The organism is Cobetia sp. MMG027 (assembly GCF_027947415.1).
In the GTDB taxonomy this organism is placed as follows: Bacteria; Pseudomonadota; Gammaproteobacteria; order Pseudomonadales; family Halomonadaceae; genus Cobetia; species Cobetia marina.
Map to the genome: position 1 here is coordinate 408953 of NZ_JAQJIO010000002.1, position 20528 is coordinate 429480.

Here is a 20528-nt window from a genome sequence, read left to right on the forward strand (position 1 = left end):
CGTAGTAACTTGGAGCAGGAGGGCAGGGCATGCAGCGGATCGAGGATATGGGGCTGGCGGAGACTTTTCGCCTGATCGATAAGCTGCCGGAGGGCGTGAGGCGTCAGCAGGCGTTGGCGCATGCTCTGGATGAGCTGCTAGAGGAAGAGATCGAGTATCGCACCGGGCTGCGCCATCAGAATGCCGGATGGCATCAGGTGTCATCGGTGGGCGGCATGGGAGAAGGCCGTGGCGAATGCACAGGGCTGGTGGATCACGTCGGCAAGGCGGCAGAGCGTTATCAGCAGGAAAGCCAGTGGCGGACGATGGCGGCGGCGTTGCTGTCACGATTGAGCGATCGACAGCGCATGGCGGTACTGCTGGCGGCCTATGCCATTCCGCCGGTGCAGCATTGCCAGTCGCCGCGCATGATGACCCAATCGCAGGCCGTGGCGGCTCAGGTAGCGATACTGGCACGGTTGGGCTGGGTGCCCGGGGCGGTGAAGGTGACGCCGTTCAAGTCATCTACTTCGCTTCGGAAAGCAGCGGCGCGTGGTCGTGATTCTCTACTGCATATGGTGCTTTATCAGGCCGAAATGGCTACCTGACTACCATATGTTGAAAAAGTGGCCGCGAGAGAGTACGATTCAGTTATTGTGTGATTCTTGCGTCTCTGGATCACCGTTTATTCTAATGTTTCCTTCCATCATGTGATTCAGTCTATGTTCTAGCTCATCCCAAAAAATTTGGTGTGTTTATGAATGAGCTAGATCCGACGCTTATCGAGAAAGCCGGGGCAGGTGAATTAGCAGCTTTAGGATCTTTATTGAATCGTGAGGCCTCTATCCATCAGCTTACCCTTGATGAGTTAGTGCAACGTTATGAGCATATGGGATTGACGCGAGAAATTGCACTGCGCGCATGTAATGAAGACCATTTTCTTAGTTGCTTAAAAAAAGCCAGAGAGTGCAGATGTTACTTGAGAAGCTAATCTCCCCTCGTGTATTTCAAGGTACGCGGGGGCAACAAGAAAATAGCGCTCGTGGTTAGCTTTTGTCTCAATATCGCACAACTTTTTCGTTTTATTATCGTTTGCTAGCTTGACGTTAACATGCTCTATACTTTCGGCATTGATTAATGGAGGGCAGTGCTATGCAAGACGATACGATCAACCCTACGGTAATAAATGAGGCCCAGAAGGGCGATTTTAGCGCGCTAGGAAAAGCTATGTGCATACTCTGTGACGACATAGGGATGGGGCTGGAGCAGGTGGTTGAGGAGTTTTGGTATGTGGGCTTGGACGCGAGGCTGGCCAAGGAAGCACTGGCTCATGGGCGCTTCTCCAGGAAGATCAGACCCAGCTACTCGTATGATCGGTATTGAGTTTTTGAGATGAGGCAAGCGTAAGTAAGGTGAGCGTTGATCTTCGGGTTTGTAACCTATTATTTCATTGATTACACTTCGATTACAAAAACGTGATCGAGGTATCTTAGAAATGACGAAATTGACCAAAGAACTTATCGAGCGAGGTCAAGCTGGGGAATTGTCCTTGCTAGGTGGGGCGATATACGAAACGATGTCTAGAGAATGTTTGACGTTTCAGCAAGTGGTTTTCGAATATAATGGACTTGGGTTGAGCTATCCGCTTGCTAAATCTGCTTATACTGAATTTAGGATTGATCAAGACCTATTGCAGTTCCAAGAATCGCGTCAAACCTATTCTTGAATAAATTAAAAAATCCTGCCTAGTGCAGGATTTTTTAATTTATTTTTGGTGATTATCATGGCAGCTTCTCTTCCTCTTCACTGGTTCGATGAAATCGAGTTGGTGGGCTTTGACACGTCTATTGATCCTACGGCTGACGATGCTAGCAACCTTGCCGCCTTCCTCGACACCATCGCTTATGCCGAGGGCACGCCGCGCTTCAGCTCGATCGAGGGCTATGACGTGCTGGTGGGTGGCAAGACCTTCGATGGCTTCGATGATCACCCCCGCCAGTCGGTATGGCTGAAGTCGTACAACATCCACAGCACGGCGGCTGGCCGGTATCAGTTCCTGGTAGGGACGTGGGATGACCTGGCCAAGCGCTTCCACCTGCCGGACTTTTCGCCGGCCTCTCAGGATGAGGCGGCCAAGCAGTTGATCCGCCAGTGTCGGGCATTGGGGCTGGTGTATGACGGGCGCATCGCTGAGGCCATCCACGCTTGCCGGCGGATCTGGGCGAGCTTGCCCGGGGCAGGATACGGGCAGCGTGAGCTTGATACCGATGAGCTGCTGGGCGTGTACGTGCGTGCTGGCGGCCACATCGCATAACGATAACGACGAACTACGCAGGGCCTACCGACTCAGGAGGCCATATGCATGACGACGACCACGAGCCCGCCGATATGCCACACCGCGATCCATCGACATGGCAGATGCTGCTGGAGTGGCTGCAGCCGTATCAAGCCAACCTCTATGCAGCGGGCCTGTCGTTCGTGATCGCGCTGCTGCGCGGCCTGCATGCCGGTGGCCGCTTCTACAAGTCGTTGCTAGAGGCGACCCTGGTGGGTGGCCTGACATTGGCGCTCAAGCCGCTGCTGGACTGGGGCGGCTTGGATCAGGACATGGCCGTGGCCATCGGGGCTGCGATCGCTTTCCTCGGTGTCGAGTGGCTGCGTGCCAAGTCTGACGCCATCTTCGATAAGGTGCTGGGACGATGGCTGCACTGATCACGACCGCGTGGGCATGGGGCCGCAAGCTGATATCAGGTGTGAAGGTCGAGGTCATCCTGATGGCGGTGGTGCTGGGCTGGGGTGCGATGAAGACCTATGAGGCGACCAAGGCCGAGCAGCATGCCAATGATCTCAATGCTGAGCTATCCACCGAGAAGGCGGTCAACCGCGGACTCGAGATGATGGCGCTGCACTACGGCAATCAGATGAAGCGATTGTCCATCGCATTGGAGGCACGCGAAGCCAGCCGCGCCCAAGATGACCGTTCTATCATGGCTGCCCGGGCAGCTGCACGCCGGATGGAGAGAGACGATGCGCCGACTGGGGATTGGGCTGACCGGCCTGTGCCTGACGCTGCTGTTGAGTGGCTGCAGCGCCTTCGAGAGCAAGCCGGTGGTGATGCCCACTGAGTGGCAGTGCATACCTGAAGTGCTAGGCATTCTGTTTGACTATCCATCTAATGCCCAATTTTGCCAACCTTAGCCTGAATGACTAACTCTGCTCTGATGTCTTTCGCTAGCTCTCTAGCAAAATCTATAGCACTTTTTTGGGTAGTAAATAGCCTCGTATTGAACTTCCTCTCATGGCTTTTTACTAGCCAGGTGCCAGTTCTAGCAATCACTATGATGGTATGCGACATGTCTTAATCCTTGAGGGCACTTTTGGATATTCACGTTTGCTTGGCAATCATAATGCTGAAGTCAAGCAAGAGAATTTTTGCGTAAAATTAAGCGAATGACGTTTGCTTATACATCTTATTTATCCTGAATAAAATGTTTTTTAGCAAGCACAAGAATAATTTTACTAAAATCTCGTAAAATGCGTCGTGCCCTTAATGGTCGATCAAATGTGGCTGCCCGGGTAGCTGCACGCTGGATGGAGAGAGACGATGCGCCGACTGGTGATTGGGCTGACCGGCTTGTGCCTGACGCTGCTGCTGAGTGGCTGCAGCGCCTTCGAGAGCAAGCCAGTCGTTATGCCCACTGAGTGGCAGTGCACACCTGAGGTGCCGAGCTACTTGCTCAATCCACTGCCTGCCCCTGATCGGCCAGTGACATCCAACCGCGATTTGCTCAGCCTGCTGGCCGATTATGAGTCACAGCGCCGGCGCTTCAATGATGACCGCACGGCGACGGCCTCGATCCTCGAGCGCCTGGCCGATGGACCAGAAGACGTGGGGAATGAGTGATTCTGTTAGGGCACACGATCTCGCCCGTTCCCACCATCGCGGATGACATAGAGCTTGTAGCCTTTGATGTGACTGAGAGTCTTAGCGTACTCGCGGGCTTCGTCTTCATTCTTGAACGTCTTGTGAGGGATATCTTCGTACTCACGACGCACTGCCCAGCCATCAGAGCATTGATAGAAATACATCTCGATCATCATAAGAGGCTCCTGTGATCGAAAGCCGTGTTCGCTATATGTGTAGTTCTTACTGTAGTAATGATGAGTATTTATCAACAATGTTTCCGCCTCTCGCTTCGATCACGAGCTTGGTTCTCAGCTGGGCCGCGAGGCCGCGTGCGTAATCAATCGCATCGTATTGTGTTGTAAAGCATCTGATACACAGCGTTTTCCCCTCTCGCTTCACGCCCCACTGGTTGCCGATAGCGACCACGCGAATGCTGCTAGGAGCCGTCATCTCGATCTCTCTTTCTGCAGATATATTATTTCAATTTTGATGCACCAAATTGGTTGCATCAATAAGTATAAAAATTCTTATCGACTCTCCTGTTGAGGTCTTTGTATGCCTATCAAACCACCGCGACCCTGCAAGGCACCCATGTGTGGTGGCAAGACGACTGCCTCTCACGGGTATTGCGAGGCGCATGTCGGTCGCGCCATCAACTGGGGCAAGAGCAAGCGAGGCGGGCAAGGCCGAGGTGGACGGCCATGGCGGCGAGTGCGAAGCGCGATTCTCAAGCGTGATCGCTACCTCTGCCAGCCATGCGTGCGCATGAATCGCATCACGCCAGCCACTGAAGTCGATCATATTGTGGGTAAGGCTCAGGGTGGCACAGACGCCGCTGACAACCTTGAGGCGATCTGCAAGGTCTGCCACCAAGCCAAGACGGCAAGCGAGGCACTGGCGGCCAGATCAGGAGATTGAGGCAGGCCCTGAGAGGGGGGAGGGGGTGCAATCTCTACCACCTTTGGGGGCGGCCACCGTTCCGTTACGTTTCTTTCTCACACCCGCGAATTTGAAAAATGAACTTTGTAACGAGTGTGAGAAAGACTCTTTGACTCGATTGTAGGAATTACTCAGCCTTTCGGCGGATACGGGTCATTACCGTAACTATCACGCTCGCGTATTTGTCCATCACGCCCCTGCAAAATGAACTCGACCTTATCTTTTTTAGCTAGAGCTCGTCCGTGCGCAATGGCTTCAGCCTGTGTACCGAAGGTTTGCGTAGCTCTCTCAGAGCCCTCGCGCTTCACTGCCCATCCATTGGGGTGGACAGTTACCCAAACATTCGTAGGCATCTTCAATCCTCCTTGTGTAGTGATGCCTTATCTAATTTGGCCCACGAATAAATTGAATGCCAAAAAATCCCGGGTCCTTACCACTATTGGATCAGCAACCACGGGGGCGCAGACTCGCGGATCTCGGCAATTTTTCGAGTTTCTAGCGTCGGCAGCAGCACCGCACGCAATCCCGCGTGTTTCCTGACTTTCGAGGTGCCGATGGTGCCGATGGTGCCGATGCTCCGGCAGTGACGTGATCAGCAGAGGGTGGCCAGCGCATGGCAGACATCAGCGCACTACAAGAGGCGTACCACTGGAATATCACCCGCATTGCTGACGCCTTCGGATTACACCGCGACACCGTGCGCAAGCGGCTGCGCGCCGCCGGCGTAGTGCCGGCCGGCCAGCGTGGTGGGGCCAGCGTCTATGCCCTGGCCGATGTCGGTCCCGCGCTCTACTCCGACATGATCGGGGCGGCCGGCACTGACCCCGATGATCTGCCGCCCCAGGATCGCAAGGCGTGGTATCAGTCCGAAACCGAGCGCGTGAAGCTCGAGCAGCAGCTGCGCCTGCTGGTGCCGGTGGAAGATGCGCACCGCGAGATGAGCCGGCTGGCCAAGGCGGTGGCCAGTGGCCTGGATTCGCTGGCCGACATGCTGGAGCGCGACGCCGGCCTGGCTCCCGAGAGCATCCAGCTGGTGGAGCAGGTGACCGATGCGCTGCGCGAACAGATGTACCAGGCAGTAATCGCGGATGATGGAGAGAGCGACGATGACTAGCACCGCCAGTGCCGCCTCTATCCGGCGCGACGTGGCCGAGCTGATCCGGCCGCCTCGCCGCATCCAGCCCAGCGAGTCAGCGGCCGAGGTCATGAAGGTGGTCAGCGGTGATGGCACCGTGCGCGATTGGAGCGCAGACACCACCCCTTATATGCGCGAGCCGCTGGATTGCATGGGATCGCGGCTATATGACGCCGTGATCTTTGTCGGCCCCGCGCGTACCGGCAAGACCAATGCACTGGTGGATGGTTATGTCGCCTACAAGATCGAGTGTGATCCAGGCGATGGCCTGATCGTGCAGATCAGTGAGGAGAAGGCGCGCGAGTTCAGCAAGAAACGCATTGACCGCATGCTGGTCAACTCGCCTCGCCTGGTCGGCCGCATGAGTCCGCGCGGCCACGACAACAACGTGCATGACAAGACATTCCGCGCCGGCAACTACCTGGGCATCAAATGGCCGTCAAAGAACGTCCTTGCCTCGAGCGATTATCAGTTTGTCCTGATCACCGATTTCGACCGCCTGCCCGATGACGTGGATGGCGAGGGTAGCGCGTTCCTGCTCGCCAGCAAGCGAACCCAGACATTTGGCTCCACCGGCATGACGCTGGCCGAGTCCTCGCCAGGGCGCGAGATCACCGACCCCGACTGGCGGCGTCCCGACGATGCCCCGCATATGGCACCGCCCACCACCGGCATTCTGGATCTGTTCAACGCCGGCGACCGGCGGCTCTGGTACTGGCAGTGCCCCGAGGCGCACTGCCGGCAGTGGTTCCCGCCGGTAATGGACAATTTCTCGCGGCAGGCGGGGGGCGTGTTCTGCCCGCATTGCGGCACCGAGATCGACCCCGCTGCTAAGCGTCAGCTCAACCTGGCCGGCCGCTGGGTGCCCGAGGGTGCCCAGCTCGATGAGGCCGGCGAGATGATCGGCACCCCGCGCAGATCGCGGATCGCCTCATTCTGGATGGAGGGGCCGGCGGCTGCCTTCCAGTCCTGGGCGTCGCTTAATGAAAAGCTCCGGCGTGCCGAGGAGACGTACCAGCAGACTGACAGCCAGGAAACGCTCAAGGCGGTGATAAATACCGATTGGGGCCGGCCCTATCTGCGCCGGCGCGCAGCCACGCAACGCTCGAGCGAGCGGCTGGCTGATCGCTCCGAGGATTACCAGCGGCGCACCGTACCCCAGGGCGTGCGCTTCCTGACCGCTGCCGTGGATGTACAGGGCGGCAAGGATCGCCGCTTTGTCGTGCAGATCCAGGGCTGGGGTGCGCACCGTGAATGCTGGGTGATCGACCGTTTCAACATCAAGGAGGATCGCGGCCCCGACAATGACCAGGAGCCGCGCCCCATCTCGCCGGCCACCCAGCCAGAGGACTGGGATTTACTGACCCGTGACGTTCTGCTGCGCAGCTACAAGCTCGAGGACGGTAGCGGCCGCCGCATGCCGGTGGCATCCATCGCGGTGGATACCGGCGGCGAGGGCGAGGGCGAGGAGAGCGTGACCAGCCAGGCATATGACTGGCACCGCCGGCTGCGCCGCGATGGCCTGCAGTCGCGCGCCTTCCTGGTCAAAGGCTCGAGCACGCGCGGCAGCTCGCGGGTGCGCAAGACGTGGCCGGACAACACCGGCCGCAAGTCGCGCCAATCCACTGCGCGCGGTGACGTGCCGCTCTACCTGCTGGGCACCGATCTGCTGAAAGACGCCGTTGCCGCGATGATGGACCGCGACAACGCCGGCGCGGGCTACCTGCACACACCCAGCTGGCTGGGGCGCTGGTGGTACGACGAATTGACGTATGAGATCCGCGACCCCGCGAGCGGCAAATGGCGCAAGCCAGGCAAGCGACCCAATGAGGCGTTTGATCTGTGCGTGTACAACCTGGCGCTGTTCATTCTGATGAAAGGCGAGCGCATCGACTGGAACGCACCGCCGCCCTGGGCAGCCGCCTGGGATGACAACGCGCTGATCTCGCAGTCGCCAGACGCCACTCCCGCCGTCACTCAACCCAAGCCACCGGCCGCGCGCAAACGCCGGCGGGTGGTCAAGTCGCGCCTATAGGGCGTGGCCGGCCAACCTTTGGAGCCTACCCCATGGCATATACCGCTGATGATCTCGCCCGCGTTCGCCAGGCGGTGCTCGATCTGGCCACCGGCCAGCGGGTGACATCGTTTCGCACGGCCAACGGCAAAACGCTGAGCTATGCAGATGCCGACATCGACAAGCTGCGCGAGCTGGAGCGCACCATCGCGGCACAAGTGGCCAGCGCCTCGCATATCGGCCGCCGGCTGAGATCCCGCACCCGCTACACCACGACATCTAAGGGGCTGTGATATGGGCGTGATCAGCACCCTCTCGCGGGGCATGCGCCGCCTCTCCTCGCGGCTGGGGATCAAGGCGAGCGCCTATGAAGGGGCCAGCCAGGGCCGACGCATGGCAGGGCGGGGCGTGACCACCACCGGCCCCAATGCCGCCATTGCTCACTCGCTGCCGCTGCTCAAGTCGCGCAGTCGCCATGCGGTGCGCAATAACGCATACGCCAGCGGCGCGCGCGAGAGCTACGTGGCCAACCTGGTGGGCACCGGCATCAGACCCCAGTGGTCAGATCCTGAGATCCAGGCGTTGTGGGACCGCTGGGCAGGCGAGGCCGACGCCGATGGCCTCGATAGCTTCTATGGCCTGCAGGCGCTGGCGATTGGCAGCCAATTCGAGGCCGGCGAGGTGCTGGGGCGTTTCCGCTATCGCCGCATCAGCGACGGCCTGAGCGTGCCGCTGCAGATCCAGGTGATCGAGGCCGACCACCTGGACGCCAGCCACTCCACCACCCTCAGCGGCCGCGTGATCAAAATGGGCATCGAGATGGACGGCATCGGCCAGCGCCGCGCCTACCATCTCTGGCGCTACCACCCTGCCGAGAAGCTGACCGCGCAGATCAATGCTCGCGTGCCGGTGCCGGCCGATCAGGTGCTGCACCTGTTCCGGCGCACCCGCCCTGGCCAGCTGCGCGGCGTGCCTGAGCTGACCAGCGTGATCGTCAGGCTCTATGAAATCGACGCCATGCAGGATGCCACCCTCGCGCGCCAGAAACTGGCGCAGCTGTTCGGGGCATTCGTCAAGCGCAAGGCCGATGCCGACCCCGAGGATGAAGGGCCATTCTTTGGCACCCACGGCAGCCACGTCGAGGATGGCGAGGGTGGCGAGGGCATCGACGCCTTCGAGCCTGGCGGCATCCACTACCTGGAGGATGGCGAGGAGGTGACATTCTCCGACCCACCCGATATTGGCAGCAGCTACACCAACTGGCTGCGCACCGAGATGCACGCGGTGGCGCGCGGTGCCGGCCTGACGCATGAGCAGCTGACCGGCGATCTGCAGGGCGTCAATTATTCCTCGATCCGCGCGGGGCTGCTGGAGTTCCGCCGGCGGGCTGAGATGCTGCAGGCCGATCTGGTGATCCACAAGTGGTGCCGGCCCATCGCGGCCAAGTGGCTCGATACCGCCGTCAGCAGCGGGGCGCTGGTCATTCCCGACTACGCCCGCCGTCGCGCGGATCTGCTGGCCATCGACTGGATCGCGCCCAAGTGGCAATGGGTGGACCCCGTGAAGGAGGTCACCGCCGATCTGATGGAAGTGCGCGCCGGCTTCAAGCCTCGCGGCGAGGCGGCAGCAGAGCGCGGCTGGTCGCTCGATCAGCTCGATAAAGAGATCGCGCGCGGCAACGTGAGCGCAGATGACCAGGGGCTGGTGCTCGATTCCGATCCGCGCCGCGTGGCCAAGAACGGCACCGCGCAGGCGAACGACCCAGACCCTGACGCCGACCCCGACCAATGAGGAATCATCATGAAATGGTTTGAAGTACAGGCGGCCGCCGATGGCCGTCACGCTGACGTGTGGATCAATGACCAGATCGGCATCGACTGGTGGAGCGGTGACGGCACCACGGCCAGCGCGTTTATCAACGCCATCGCGTCGCTGGGCGATGTCGAGACACTGACCGTGCATATCAACTCGCCAGGCGGCGACGTGGCTGATGGCATCGCTATCGCCAACTATCTGCGCGGCCATAAGGCCCAGGTGACCACCCGCGTGGAGGGCATCGCGGCCTCTATCGCCGCGACCATCGCCATGGGCGGCGACCGCCGCGAGATGGCCACCGGCTCGCTGCTGATGATCCACGACCCGTGGACCGTCGCCATGGGTAACGCCACCGAGATGCGCAAGCTCGCGGATGATCTCGACACTATCCGCAATGGCATCCTGGAGCTGTTCGTCGCGCGTGCCGGCGAGCCGCGCCGCGTCGAGATTCAGGAGGCGATGCGCGCAGAAACCTGGATGACCGGCGAGGACGCCATGGCGCTGGGACTGATCGACGCCGTGGATACTGACCTCAAGGCGGCCGCCTCGATTGGCGATTACTCCCGCGCCCTGGCCGCTGCCGGCCGCTCTGCCCAGCATCACCTCGAGCAGCAGCGCGCACCGGCGCAGCCTGCACCGGCACCCAGCGCCATGAGCGCCGCCGATGCCCTGGCCTTCGACATCGAGCCGGCCCAGGCCGAGGCCCGCGCCGCTGAGCTGGGCGATCAGATCCTCGCCTGGCGTGATAAGCCGGCAACCTCGCCGGCACCTGATACCGCTGCCCTGCAGCGCGAGGCTGTCGCGGCTGAGCGCGAGCGCGTGGTCGCCATCATCGACACCTGCACCACCACCGGCCAGCACCAGCTGATGGCCAAGCTGGTCAGCAGCGACATGCAGACCGACACCGCCCGCGAATACGTTTTCGACGTGGCTGCTGCCTCGAGCGCCGGCGTGCATTCCAGCCACTCGCCCGAGGGTGGCCAGCGTGCCGGCATCGACACCCAGGGCATCTATGCCCGCCGCCGCGCGCGCAGCGCATCCTAACCGCACCACCTGGAGAGCATCATGACCCCGATTCAACACACCGAGCCGGCCCGTACCGGCGAGCACGTACTGTCCGAGGCTCCCGGCTCTCGCTCGCGCGAGGCCATTGTGATCGCGTCTGGCGTACTGGCGGCCGGCACCGTGCTGGCCATGGCCAACGATGGCACCTACGTGGCGCATGACCCGACTGCCAGCGATGGCACCGAGATCGCTGCTGGCATCCTCTATGGACCGGCAGACGCCCGCGAGGGGCCGGTGCCGGCTGTCGCGCATGTGCGCGATTGCGAGGTGAATGGCACCGCGATCACCTGGGCTGACGGCATGAATGATGGCCAGCTGGGCGCGATGAATGCAGGGCTGATCAATGCCGGCATTATCCTGCGCGGCGTCGAGCTGCCAGTGGGCGTGCTCGCCGTTGAAGACCCCGTAGCCGAATAACTGACCCGCACCAACACCGTCTGATGCGCCGCCCACTGGGCGGCGTTGTCGTTTCTAGCGCACGACCCCGACCGTACCCGACATCTCAAGGAGGGCGACATGCCCGCTGATATTTTCTCCTCTGACATCTTCTCTATCGGCAGCCTGACGGCCTCGATCAATGAAGCCGATTACGTGCCGTCCCGCCTGGGCCAGCTGGGCATCTTTGAAGAAACCGGCATTGCCACCACCACCGCCACCGTCGAGAAGGATGGCGACACCCTGGCGCTGGTGCCGGCTGGCGAGCGTGGCGCGCCGGCAGACCCGCTCAAGCGCAACAAGCGCACCGGCGTCACCTTCAATGCCGTTCACCTGCCGGTGACTGACACCATCCTCGCGGATGAAGTGCAGAACGTGCGCGCCTTCGGCAGCGAGGACCAGCTCGAGGGCGTGCAGCAGGTGGTCGATACGAAGCTGGGCCGGATGGCGCGCCGTATCGACGCCACCCTCGAGTGGCAGCGCATGGGCGCGCTGAAAGGCAAGATTCTGGACGCGGACGGCAAGACTGTGCTGACGGATCTCTATAGCGCCTTTGGCATCGAGCAAAAGACCGTAAAGATGGCGCTCAACACTGACAGCACCAGCGTGCAGGGCAAGGCGCTGGACGTGCTCGAGGGCATCGAGGACGCGCTCAAGATGCTGCCGTTTACCGGCGCGCATGCATTCTGTGGGCGCAGCTACTGGCGCAAGCTGATCAGCCACCCGAACGTGCGCGAGGCGTATCTCAATCAGCAGAGCGAGAAGCTGCGCGGCGATGGCCGCGACGCCTTCGAGTTCGGTGGCATCACCTGGGAGCGCGCCGTGGGCAATGTCGCCGGCCAGCCCTTTGTCGCTACTGGCGAGGCTGTCGTGATCCCGATGGGCGTGCCGGATATGTTCATCGCGCACTATGCGCCGGCCGATTACGTCGAGGCTGTGAACACTATCGGCCTGCCGTTCTACTCCAGCACCGACCGCCTCGCGCATGGCAAGGGCGTGGAGATCGAGGCCCAATCTAACCCGATCATTCTCAACACTCGCCCAGGCGCGTGCATCCGTTTGGTCGAGACGGCCTGAGCCAATGAGCATCGACGAGATCGAGGCAGCAGCTAACCGGCTGCTGTTCGGTGTCGGCGGCCTAAGCGTGCCCGCCACCGTTACCCCGCGTGGCGGCGCGCCCATTCCCACCCGCATCATCATCGACCGTGACGCCACCATTACTGACGATTTCGGCATCGTGCTGGAATCGCGGTGTGAGATCGGTGTGCTCACTGAGGAGGTGGGGCGGGTGGATCGGGGCACGCTGATCGACACCGGCAAACCCGATGACCGTTGGACGCTGCTCGAGCCAATTGGCGATGACGGATTCGAGCAGCGCTGGACAGCCTCGAGGTACTGACAATGGCAGCGACAAGCCTGGATCTGCGCGACCTCGAGGGCGTCGCTGACGCCTACCGCCTGGCACCCAAGGCGGCGGCCAAGGCGGCGCAGCTCGCGCTCAATTCTGCCGCGCGGCGTGCTCGCACTCTGGGCAGCGCCGCGATACGCCAGCAAGTGGCGCTCTCTGCCGGCTATGTGAATGACAATCTCAAGGTGCGCACCTTCGCCACCTCGACGGATCTCTCGACGCGGATTGCGGCCAATCCTCGCGCGGTGCTGCTGACGCGCTACGGGGCCAAGATGCGCACCGTTAAGGCCAGCAGCCGGCGCGGCCTCAAGGGTGACCCAGCACGGGGCATCGCAGCAGGTCGCAAGGCGGCAGGCGTGAAGGGCGTCAGGGTGAAGACTGGCGGCGGCACCAAGCGGATCGAGGGCGCATTCTGGGTGCGACTTGCTGGGAGTGGCCAGTGGGCACCGGCAGTGCGCACCGGCGATGGGCCGAGCGATTACCGCGTGATGCACGGCCCCAGCGTGTACCAGGTGTGGTCTGACGTGCGCGCGACTGTCGCACCCCAGGCCATGCAGCATGCCGCTGATGAGTTCATCAGGCAGTTTGATCGCCTGAGCTGACCCATTCTCTGAGAGGTCACCATGCCCGACTCACTGGCAGCGCCTGAGCTGCCGATCACCACGCAAGCCATGCGCGCACTGCAGGCCAGGCTGGCCAGCATCACGCGCGCCAATGGCTATCACACCGATCTCGGCCTGAGCGTCTGGCGGGGATTCTGGATTCTGGCGCTGGGTGCTCGCCAGCATGTGCCGATTTTGGCGCTGCAGTCCGATACCGAGCGCCCCAGCAGCACGCGGCAAGATCGCGCCATTCTCAGCACTGACGCGCGCCTGGTGCTGGTGGTCGATGCACTGCCGCGCACTGAGGACGATGCGACCGCCGGCGAGACGGCACTCGAGGCAGGGCTGGCCGATCTGCGCCGGTGCCTGCTGATGGATCAGAGCGATGATCTGACGCGCGTGCTCAAGCACAACGGCATGACCCTGGGCGCGGCCGAGTATGCACTGGCCGAGGATTCCCGCTACGCCCTGGCATCCATGCCAGTGACCATGGAGTGCGTCGAGCACTACACCTGACCGCGCATCACTGCACGACACCCACCACCCCGCATATTTGGAGAGCCACAACATGGCCACGAAAACCTATAGCTACCTTGGCAAAGGCATGGTGTATCTGCGCAACCGCTCAAGCGGTGGCGGCCTCAAGCAAGTCGGCAACTGTTCCGCCCTCGAGTTCTCTGTCGAGACGGACACGCTGACCCAGGCCGACTACACCCAAGCGGGTGGCGGCAACGCTAACGAGATCCAGCGCGTCAGCAGCGTTGGCTCGAGCATCACCATGCTGGAGCTGCGCCCCGACAATGTGGCGATGGCGCTGCGCGGCACTCGCTCCGAGGTGCAGAGCGCCCCCGTCACTGACGAGCGCCACACCGCCTACCCTGGCACCCTGCTGGCGCTCAGCAAGACACCCGACCGCAGCGAGAGCGTCACCGTCACCATCGACCCCGATGGCGCGGGTGATGTGGCCATCGAGGATGTCGATTACGAGATCACCGGTGCCGGCGTCTACGTGCTCGAGGGTGGCGGCATCACCGAGGGCACTGACGTGGCCATCGACTACACCAGCGCCGAGGCGGACGTGATCGAGGCCATGACCGGCAGCGGTGACGAATACGAATTGGTGTTCGATGGCTTGAACGAAGCCGAGAGCGGCCGCGCCGTGACCGTCACCGCGCACCGCGTCAAGTTCAGCCCGACCACTGGCCTGGCGCTGATCGGTGACGACTTTGGCGAGCTGGCGCTCGATGGCAGCCTGTTGGTCGATTCCAGCAAGGTCGGTGCCGGCGTGTCTCGCTACTTCAAAGTGGCCATGGCTAGATAAAGCTTGTTTCTCTATCATGCAGGCAACGTATGGAAAGAATGGATTGCCTGTCTAGATAGAGGGAACTATGGGAAGATCAAAAACAGTGCGTGTGCACCTGTTTAAGCTTGAAACGGAGGCATGCATCAGTAGTGTGCTAGGTGAAATCGCCAGCATGCCTCTGTCTGATAGATTAAGAGTTATAAGTGGGGCGCATTATAGGATAGAACAAATTGAAAGTCGAAGTAATAGCCTAGATCTTTATTCTAGCGATGAGTTGCTTTTTTTTAATGTCGTAAAGTTGAGTAATAGCCATTCGATTGGAAAAGCTAGTGAGGCCGAAGGTCTTTCTGGTATTGATTATCAAGGTTCAAATCCTAGCGATGATTCCGTAGCTATATTTGATCCGGTAACAGGTTTTTTATTACTAGAATCTTCTAAGACTGGACCGCGAATTTCGTCACTAGAGAAGTATTTTCTAGAAATATCTAAGCAATACGTGGAGGCTGTTCAGAGTGTAGATAAAAAAATTGAAAGGAAGTTTCAATCGCAAAAATGTCTTTCAAGTTTTGAAATGAAAATCAATACATCCTCGCTCTCTGAAGTAGATAAAGGAACTTTGGGGCTGCGTGATCTTCTTGAGCTAACGTCTAGTCTAGATGCTACTGATTTACATATAACAATAAGTGTTGACGGAAGGAAGAAGGGAGGTTTTCTGAATGGTAAAGTTAAGGAAATATGTAAAAAAGTTTTGACCTTGAATACAGATAAGGTGCAACCAGTTTCTAAGCTTGAAACAAAAGGATTTTCTGACACCTCAAGATCAGAGGTACTTGATCTTTTAGGCGCTAAATTAACAGAAGAGGTTAATGTGGATATTGACCCACTAACCTTCAGAGCATCCCTGAGTGATAGATGGGGAGCTCTCGAAAAAGTATATTATGCTTGGGTAAGTGCTAAGTATATTTGTACTGAAGAGGACTGTTAATGAAAATTAGCACTGAGTACAAACTGCCTCTGTTAATATCTCTGGTAGTAGCTTTTATACTCCTGGTCTCGCATGAGTTTGGGTTAAAACTGCCTGATGGATCAAGCTTTTATTCTTCGATAGTAGCTTTAGGTGGCATCTTCTCCGCTTTCATTTCTACAATGAAGTCAATTTTGATCTCAGGAACCAGCAAGCTTCAAGTGCTTAAGGGTTCTGGGCATATAGATGATCTTAAGAATTATCTGTCGAGTGCCATGGATTCCTCTCTTATTTTGTGTAGCATAGGGGCTCTAGGCTTTTTTGAGCAAGTTAGCAGCTGTTACTTATATCCAGTAATTGTGGCTTCGTGCTTTGTGTACAGTCTTTTATCTTTACGGAGGGTTTATCGAATAATTAGTTTAATTATGATGTAGCTTTAATGTTGTTTTGATGTGGGAGTTTTTTGTGGTTATTATGTAGGCTTGATAGATAATGTCGTTAGTAATAAACAAGCATTGTACTTTTATAAGAGGTTAATATGGGGCTGGTAGTACTCGTGATTTGCTTCGTTGTTCTGAGAGCAATTGGTTGGGGTGTTGGCAGATATGTTGAAAGAAGTCGTGCTTGGATTTCAGCATATGGTCAAATTTCTTTTGGTATTGCTACAGCTACTATAGTCGTGATGAGCGGGAGAAGAATAGATGAAGATGCACTTAATCTATTCTATTCAATAGGTGTTTTGTTATCTTTGTTCTGTGTTGTCTTTACATGGGTAATATCCTACTTGACGGATGTGACGCACGACTTGGATGGAGCGAGTAAAGGGACTTCATGCTTATTGTTGATACTCTCTATATTCGGTGTGCTTTTTGATTACAGAGTAATACCTCTTGTTTGTGCTCTCGTTGCAGGTCTAATGGTGTCTAGTGCACTTTATGTTTATAAGTTATCTTTGCAGAAGACCATGAATAAAAAATAGACTTATTACTATAAATTAAAAAAACCCGCTATCAGCGGGTTTTTTTACGCCTGGAGAAAACTATGGCTCTATCGGATCTCGCCGCTGAGCTGGTGCTCAAGGCCAAAAACCTGATTTCTCCGAGCACCGATGCGGCCGCCGATAGTGTCGGCAACCTCTCGGCAGAGGCTGCTGCGCTGAGAGATACGCTGGATCAGCTCGAGGATCAGCGCGCCCTGGTGCGCGCCTTCCAGCAGGCCACCACTGCCACCGGCAAGGCGCAAAAGGAGTGGGACAAGGCCACCGACAAGGTGCGCGCGCTCGAGCAGGAGATCGAGGCCAGCGGCCAGGCCAGCATCGCGCAGCAAAATCGCCTCAACGAAGCGCGCGCCGTTGCCGCTCGCGCCGGTGACGCCTACCAGCAGCAAGCGGCCCAGGCGGCGCAGCTGGGGCAGAGCCTGACCGATGCCGGCATTGATACTGGCAATCTCTCCGAGGAGCAGCTGCGCCTGGCGCGTGAGGCCCGCGAGGCCCAGAACGCGCTCAACGGCATGGGCAGCTCAGCCGCCCAGGCAGGCGATCAGGCAGAGGAGGGCAGCACGGGGCTGCAGCGTGCCCGCCAGGCGCTCAACGATTGGAGCAAGGCGGCCGCCGGTGCCGCTGTCGCGGGTGGTGCATTGGTCGCGGGCTTTGCGGCGCGCATGACCTCAGAGCAGGCGGATCTGGCGCGAGAGCTGGATAACGTCAGCAAGCGCACCGGCGTGGGTATCGTTGCCCTGCAAAAGTACCGCTACGCCTTCGAGCGCGCGGGGCTGGATGCTGACGAGGCTGGCGACATCTTCCAGGATGTGGCCGACAAGATCGGGGACGCTTACGAGAATGGCGGCGGCGACGCCATGGATGCGCTCGAGGGGCTGGGCGTCGCGGCAAAGGATCTGATAAATCTTGCCCCTGATCAGATATTCCTGCGCCTGGCTGACGCCATGCAGGATCTGCCCCAGGCGAGCCAGATCACATTCCTCGAGTCTCTGGCCAGTAACGCCTCGCGTCTGCAGCCGCTGCTGGAAAACAACGCGGCACTGTTGCGCCAGCTGGGTGATCAGGCCAGCGAGATGGGGCTGATCATGTCGCCCGAGCAGATCGCCAACCTGCTCAAGACTGAGGAGGCGATCAACGGGGTGCAGACCCGTCTGCAGGGCATTGCTACTCAACTGTTTTCCAAGCTCTCGCCGGCGGTGGAAGAAGCCGCCGATGCCTTCGATGACGCGCTGAAAGATAATCCCAGGCTGGTGGATGAGCTGGCCACCGCGATCAATGGGCTGATCAAGATCGGCACCGACTGGGTGCGCAGCTTTATTGATAACCGCGATCAGATCGCGTCCTCGATGCAATTGCTGGTCGATGTCGGCCAGATGATGGGCAATGGCCTGGTGGCATCGTTTCGCTTGATCCAGTCGGCCGCCGCCGGTGTGACCGCCGGTGTCGCGTCACTGGGCACCGGCATTCTGCAGCTCAATGCCAAGTCGCTCGAGCTGCTGAATAAGGTAGGCATTGCATCTGATCGAGAGGTCGCCAACGCCCAGGCCAAGGCCAAGGCGGCAGAGGCTACGCTCGCGGATCTCAACGCTGACGCCAAGCGCTATTTTGATCAGGCCATGGAGGCCGGCAAGGCAGCGGCCAACGCCTTTGATAACTCCACCGACGCGGTGGAGGATCAGGCCAAGGCGGCCGGCATTACCGCTGATCAGCTCGACAAGCTGGCCGCTGGTGCCGATGTGGTCGATGGCAAGATGCTGTCATTGGCCGAGACTCAACGCCGGCAGGCTGACGCCACCCGCGCCCAGGGCAAGGCGGCGGCCCAGGCGGCCGAGGATCTGGGCACCTCGCTGGAGGAGCTGAGCAGCGGCATCGAGGACGTCGAGGCTGAGGCAATCGACGCATTCGACCGGCTCGCCAATAACGGCCAGGTCAGTGCCGAGCAAGTCGGTGCCGCATTCGAGAAGGCCCAGGGCGCGATCAGCTCAGATGAAGGGCTGGCCGCATTCCGCGCGCTGCTCGAGGAGCTGGTCGAGTCCGGTGTCGCTGGGGCGGATCTGCTCGAGAAGCATCTCAAGGCCACCGGCAAGGCAGCCGCTGACACTCTGGGGCTGTCGCTGCAGGATCTGACCACCGGCATCAGCCAGGCCGAGGCGGATGTAATCAAGGCATTCGACACGCTGGCGCGCCAGGGCGATCTGACCGGCGAGCAGCTGCGCACCGCGTTCGGTGAGGCGCTATCGCAGCTCGAGGGTGACGAAGCGCTCGAGGCGATCCGCGAGACGCTGGCCGGCCTGGTATCCGATGGCGTGACGGGGGCCGGTACGCTGCGCAGCGTCTGGACCGAGTACAAGGCCAGCATAGACGACACCACCAGCGCGCTCGAGGATCAGCGCGCCCAGGAGGCGGCCACCCAGGCCGAGGCGATCAAGAATCTGCGCATCATCCAGAATGCGCGCAGAGAGGCCCAGGCCGAGGATGACGCCGCCACCCAGTCGGCCGTCAGCAACGTGGAGGCCCGCGCCAACGCTATCGGCGGCGGCCTGGCTGCCATCTATAACAAGGCGGCCAACGCCACCCAGGCGCTGAGCGCTCGCGCCGGCACCGCCTTTAAATCAGCCATGACCGGCAGCAGCGGCGTCACCGGCACCGTGGATCTGCTGCGCGACAAGATCGCGGATCTCGAGGAATCCGTGGGGAACGCCTTCACCGTGTGGAAGACGCGGGCTGATCCCATGGGCGTGCAAAAGTACATGGCCAAGGTGGCGGCCAATAGCGGGCTAGTCGAGCTGCAATTCCGCAAGCAGCAGCTTGCGGCCACTGAGCTGGTCGAGGCGTTGGGCAAGGTATCCAGCAGCGACCCAGGTGCTGGTCTGCGCAACCTGGCGGCCGACTCCGGCCAGGCTGTCAGCGCCACCCAGCTGCTGAGGATGTCGAGCGAGGATCTGCGCCGGCAGTTCGATCTGCTCGATGACGCCTCGCTATCGAGCCTCGAGGGTGCCATCCAGTCAGTGCGCAGCCAGGTGGACTCGCTCTCTGACAGCGTGAGCGACACGCTGGCGAGCCTGCGCTCTGAGCTGGCCAGCCTGCAGGGTGACAGCACCCAGGTGGAGGCGTTGCGCTACCAGGAGCAGCAGCTCGAGCTGCAGCAGACGCTGGACAAGGCCCGCGCCCTGGGCGATGCCCAGACCATCAGTCAGGCCCAGGAGGCGCTGAGGCTGGCCGAGCAGGCCCACGACCTACGCCTCGCGGACATCCAGGCCCAGAGCGAGCAGGAGAAGCAGCAGGCTTTGGCAGATGAGGCTGAGCGTCAGCGAAACGTGCAGGAGGCTGAGGCCACCCAGCGCGAGAACAACCGTGACGCCCAGAACCGTACCAGCCAGCTCACCCAGTCGGTGCAGGCTCAACGCCGCGTGGCGGTGGATCTCAACATCGCCGGCCAGCAGGTCACGCTGAACGGGGTGGATGAGAGCGAGGCCGATGCCTTCCTTGACAGATTGACCCAAGCCTCACGCACGACGGCCCGCCGCTGATGGCGGGCGTTTCATTTCTATTGAGAGAACGCCATGGCGATCACCCTTGAGGGCATTGTGCTGCCCGATGACATCCAGTGGACCGATGAGCTGGTGTCCCACAGCGTCGGCCAAGTGCAGACGCCCACGCTGACGGGGGCACTCATCATCGAGGAATCCGCGCAGGCGGCAGGGCGGCCCATCACCCTCGCCAGCGGCAACGGGGCCTGGGTAACCCGCGCCACCGCGTTGGCCCTCACTGAGCTGGCGGCCACGCCACGGCCAGACGGCACGCCCATGACGCTCATCTGGGGCGATGGTCAAACCTTCGATTGCGTGTTCGATCGTGCCAGTGGTGAGGCGGTCACGGCCACCGAGGTCTATCGCCTCGCCGCTGGCGGCCAAGGGCCGGATCACCCCTACACCATCACGCTGCGCCTGATCACTTCCTGATTC

26 protein-coding genes are annotated in these 20528 nt (G+C 59.9%); 22 read left to right on the forward strand and 4 right to left on the reverse strand.

Annotation, left to right across the window (positions count from 1 at the left end):
* Positions 1-29 precede the first annotated feature (29 nt).
* The 5 genes from PJK54_RS03850 (at position 30) to PJK54_RS03870 (ending at position 3104) form a co-directional block, all read left to right on the forward strand.
* Positions 30-587 carry a hypothetical protein gene (locus PJK54_RS03850; RefSeq protein ID WP_271302283.1) on the forward strand — a complete coding sequence of 186 codons (558 nt, stop codon included), beginning with the start codon at positions 30-32 and terminating at the stop codon, positions 585-587.
* A gap of 544 nt (positions 588-1131) precedes the next feature.
* Positions 1132-1362: a hypothetical protein gene (locus PJK54_RS03855; protein ID WP_084208173.1), complete on the forward strand. Its 231-nt coding sequence runs from the start codon at positions 1132-1134 to the stop codon at positions 1360-1362.
* A gap of 400 nt (positions 1363-1762) precedes the next feature.
* A complete protein-coding gene (locus PJK54_RS03860; RefSeq protein WP_271302284.1) occupies positions 1763-2293 on the forward strand; it encodes a glycoside hydrolase family 24 protein in 531 nt (176 codons plus the stop codon).
* A gap of 44 nt (positions 2294-2337) precedes the next feature.
* Complete coding sequence (locus PJK54_RS03865) at positions 2338-2691, forward strand: phage holin, lambda family (protein WP_131431534.1); 354 nt, start codon at positions 2338-2340, stop codon at positions 2689-2691.
* Positions 2679-3104, forward strand: a complete 426-nt coding sequence (locus PJK54_RS03870) for a hypothetical protein (protein ID WP_271302285.1) — start codon at positions 2679-2681, stop codon at positions 3102-3104. Before PJK54_RS03865 ends, PJK54_RS03870 begins: the two co-directional genes overlap by 13 nt.
* Before the next feature lie 47 nt (positions 3105-3151).
* Here the strand turns inward: PJK54_RS03870 and PJK54_RS03875 are convergent, their stop codons facing one another.
* Positions 3152-3334, reverse strand: coding sequence for a DUF2188 domain-containing protein (locus PJK54_RS03875; RefSeq protein ID WP_271302286.1), 183 nt, complete (start codon positions 3332-3334; stop codon positions 3152-3154).
* A 249-nt stretch (positions 3335-3583) separates the two neighbouring features.
* On the opposite strand from PJK54_RS03875, the gene PJK54_RS03880 reads away from it, so the two are divergent.
* On the forward strand, positions 3584-3883 hold the full coding sequence (locus tag PJK54_RS03880) for a hypothetical protein (RefSeq protein WP_271302287.1): 300 nt from the start codon (positions 3584-3586) through the stop codon (positions 3881-3883).
* 5 nt (positions 3884-3888) lie between these two features.
* On the opposite strand, the gene PJK54_RS03885 is transcribed toward PJK54_RS03880, so the two are convergent.
* Positions 3889-4080, reverse strand: a complete 192-nt coding sequence (locus tag PJK54_RS03885) for a DUF2188 domain-containing protein (RefSeq protein WP_271302288.1) — start codon at positions 4078-4080, stop codon at positions 3889-3891.
* Positions 4081-4126: 46 nt separating this feature from the next.
* Positions 4127-4336: a DUF2188 domain-containing protein gene (locus tag PJK54_RS17850; protein ID WP_442870664.1), complete on the reverse strand. Its 210-nt coding sequence runs from the start codon at positions 4334-4336 to the stop codon at positions 4127-4129.
* A gap of 141 nt (positions 4337-4477) precedes the next feature.
* Here PJK54_RS17850 and PJK54_RS17855 point away from each other — a divergent pair, with 141 nt between their 5' ends.
* Entirely contained in the window at positions 4478-4804 is a 327-nt protein-coding gene (locus PJK54_RS17855; protein WP_442870665.1) for an HNH endonuclease, read from the forward strand.
* 152 nt (positions 4805-4956) lie between these two features.
* Here PJK54_RS17855 and PJK54_RS03890 read toward each other — a convergent pair whose 3' ends face one another.
* A complete protein-coding gene (locus PJK54_RS03890) occupies positions 4957-5178 on the reverse strand; it encodes a DUF2188 domain-containing protein (RefSeq protein ID WP_176493358.1) in 222 nt (73 codons plus the stop codon).
* A gap of 260 nt (positions 5179-5438) precedes the next feature.
* Here PJK54_RS03890 and PJK54_RS03895 point away from each other — a divergent pair, with 260 nt between their 5' ends.
* The 15 genes from PJK54_RS03895 to PJK54_RS03965 all read left to right on the forward strand — a co-directional run bounded on the left by PJK54_RS03895 (position 5439) and on the right by PJK54_RS03965 (position 20525).
* A complete protein-coding gene (locus PJK54_RS03895; protein WP_271302289.1) occupies positions 5439-5939 on the forward strand; it encodes a DUF1441 family protein in 501 nt (166 codons plus the stop codon).
* Positions 5932-7995 (forward strand): phage terminase large subunit family protein, encoded by a 2064-nt coding sequence (locus PJK54_RS03900; RefSeq protein ID WP_271302290.1) that lies wholly within the window; start codon positions 5932-5934, stop codon positions 7993-7995. The genes PJK54_RS03895 and PJK54_RS03900 overlap by 8 nt, the downstream gene beginning before the upstream one ends.
* Before the next feature lie 32 nt (positions 7996-8027).
* The gene (locus tag PJK54_RS03905; protein WP_043336586.1) at positions 8028-8267 is read left to right on the forward strand and encodes a head-tail joining protein; all 240 of its coding nucleotides are present in this window, start codon (positions 8028-8030) and stop codon (positions 8265-8267) included.
* 1 nt (position 8268) lies between these two features.
* Positions 8269-9765 (forward strand): phage portal protein, encoded by a 1497-nt coding sequence (locus PJK54_RS03910; protein WP_271302291.1) that lies wholly within the window; start codon positions 8269-8271, stop codon positions 9763-9765.
* Between the two features lie 9 nt (positions 9766-9774).
* Positions 9775-10833, forward strand: a complete 1059-nt coding sequence (locus PJK54_RS03915; RefSeq protein WP_271302292.1) for a head maturation protease, ClpP-related — start codon at positions 9775-9777, stop codon at positions 10831-10833.
* Between the two features lie 21 nt (positions 10834-10854).
* Positions 10855-11271 carry a head decoration protein gene (locus PJK54_RS03920; protein WP_271302293.1) on the forward strand — a complete coding sequence of 139 codons (417 nt, stop codon included), beginning with the start codon at positions 10855-10857 and terminating at the stop codon, positions 11269-11271.
* Between the two features lie 99 nt (positions 11272-11370).
* Positions 11371-12366 (forward strand): major capsid protein, encoded by a 996-nt coding sequence (locus tag PJK54_RS03925; RefSeq protein WP_271302294.1) that lies wholly within the window; start codon positions 11371-11373, stop codon positions 12364-12366.
* 4 nt (positions 12367-12370) lie between these two features.
* Complete coding sequence (locus PJK54_RS03930; RefSeq protein WP_176493351.1) at positions 12371-12688, forward strand: head-tail joining protein; 318 nt, start codon at positions 12371-12373, stop codon at positions 12686-12688.
* A 2-nt stretch (positions 12689-12690) separates the two neighbouring features.
* Positions 12691-13299 (forward strand): phage tail protein, encoded by a 609-nt coding sequence (locus PJK54_RS03935; RefSeq protein ID WP_271302295.1) that lies wholly within the window; start codon positions 12691-12693, stop codon positions 13297-13299.
* A 21-nt stretch (positions 13300-13320) separates the two neighbouring features.
* Positions 13321-13815: a hypothetical protein gene (locus tag PJK54_RS03940; RefSeq protein ID WP_271302296.1), complete on the forward strand. Its 495-nt coding sequence runs from the start codon at positions 13321-13323 to the stop codon at positions 13813-13815.
* Positions 13816-13867: 52 nt separating this feature from the next.
* Entirely contained in the window at positions 13868-14620 is a 753-nt protein-coding gene (locus PJK54_RS03945; RefSeq protein WP_271302297.1) for a hypothetical protein, read from the forward strand.
* Between the two features lie 67 nt (positions 14621-14687).
* A complete protein-coding gene (locus tag PJK54_RS03950; protein WP_271302298.1) occupies positions 14688-15587 on the forward strand; it encodes a DUF6731 family protein in 900 nt (299 codons plus the stop codon).
* 517 nt (positions 15588-16104) lie between these two features.
* Positions 16105-16545 (forward strand): hypothetical protein, encoded by a 441-nt coding sequence (locus tag PJK54_RS03955; RefSeq protein ID WP_271302299.1) that lies wholly within the window; start codon positions 16105-16107, stop codon positions 16543-16545.
* Between the two features lie 62 nt (positions 16546-16607).
* Positions 16608-20093: a hypothetical protein gene (locus PJK54_RS03960; protein ID WP_271302300.1), complete on the forward strand. Its 3486-nt coding sequence runs from the start codon at positions 16608-16610 to the stop codon at positions 20091-20093.
* Positions 20094-20126: 33 nt separating this feature from the next.
* A complete protein-coding gene (locus tag PJK54_RS03965) occupies positions 20127-20525 on the forward strand; it encodes a hypothetical protein (RefSeq protein WP_271302301.1) in 399 nt (132 codons plus the stop codon).
* The last annotated feature ends 3 nt before the right edge of the window (positions 20526-20528 follow it).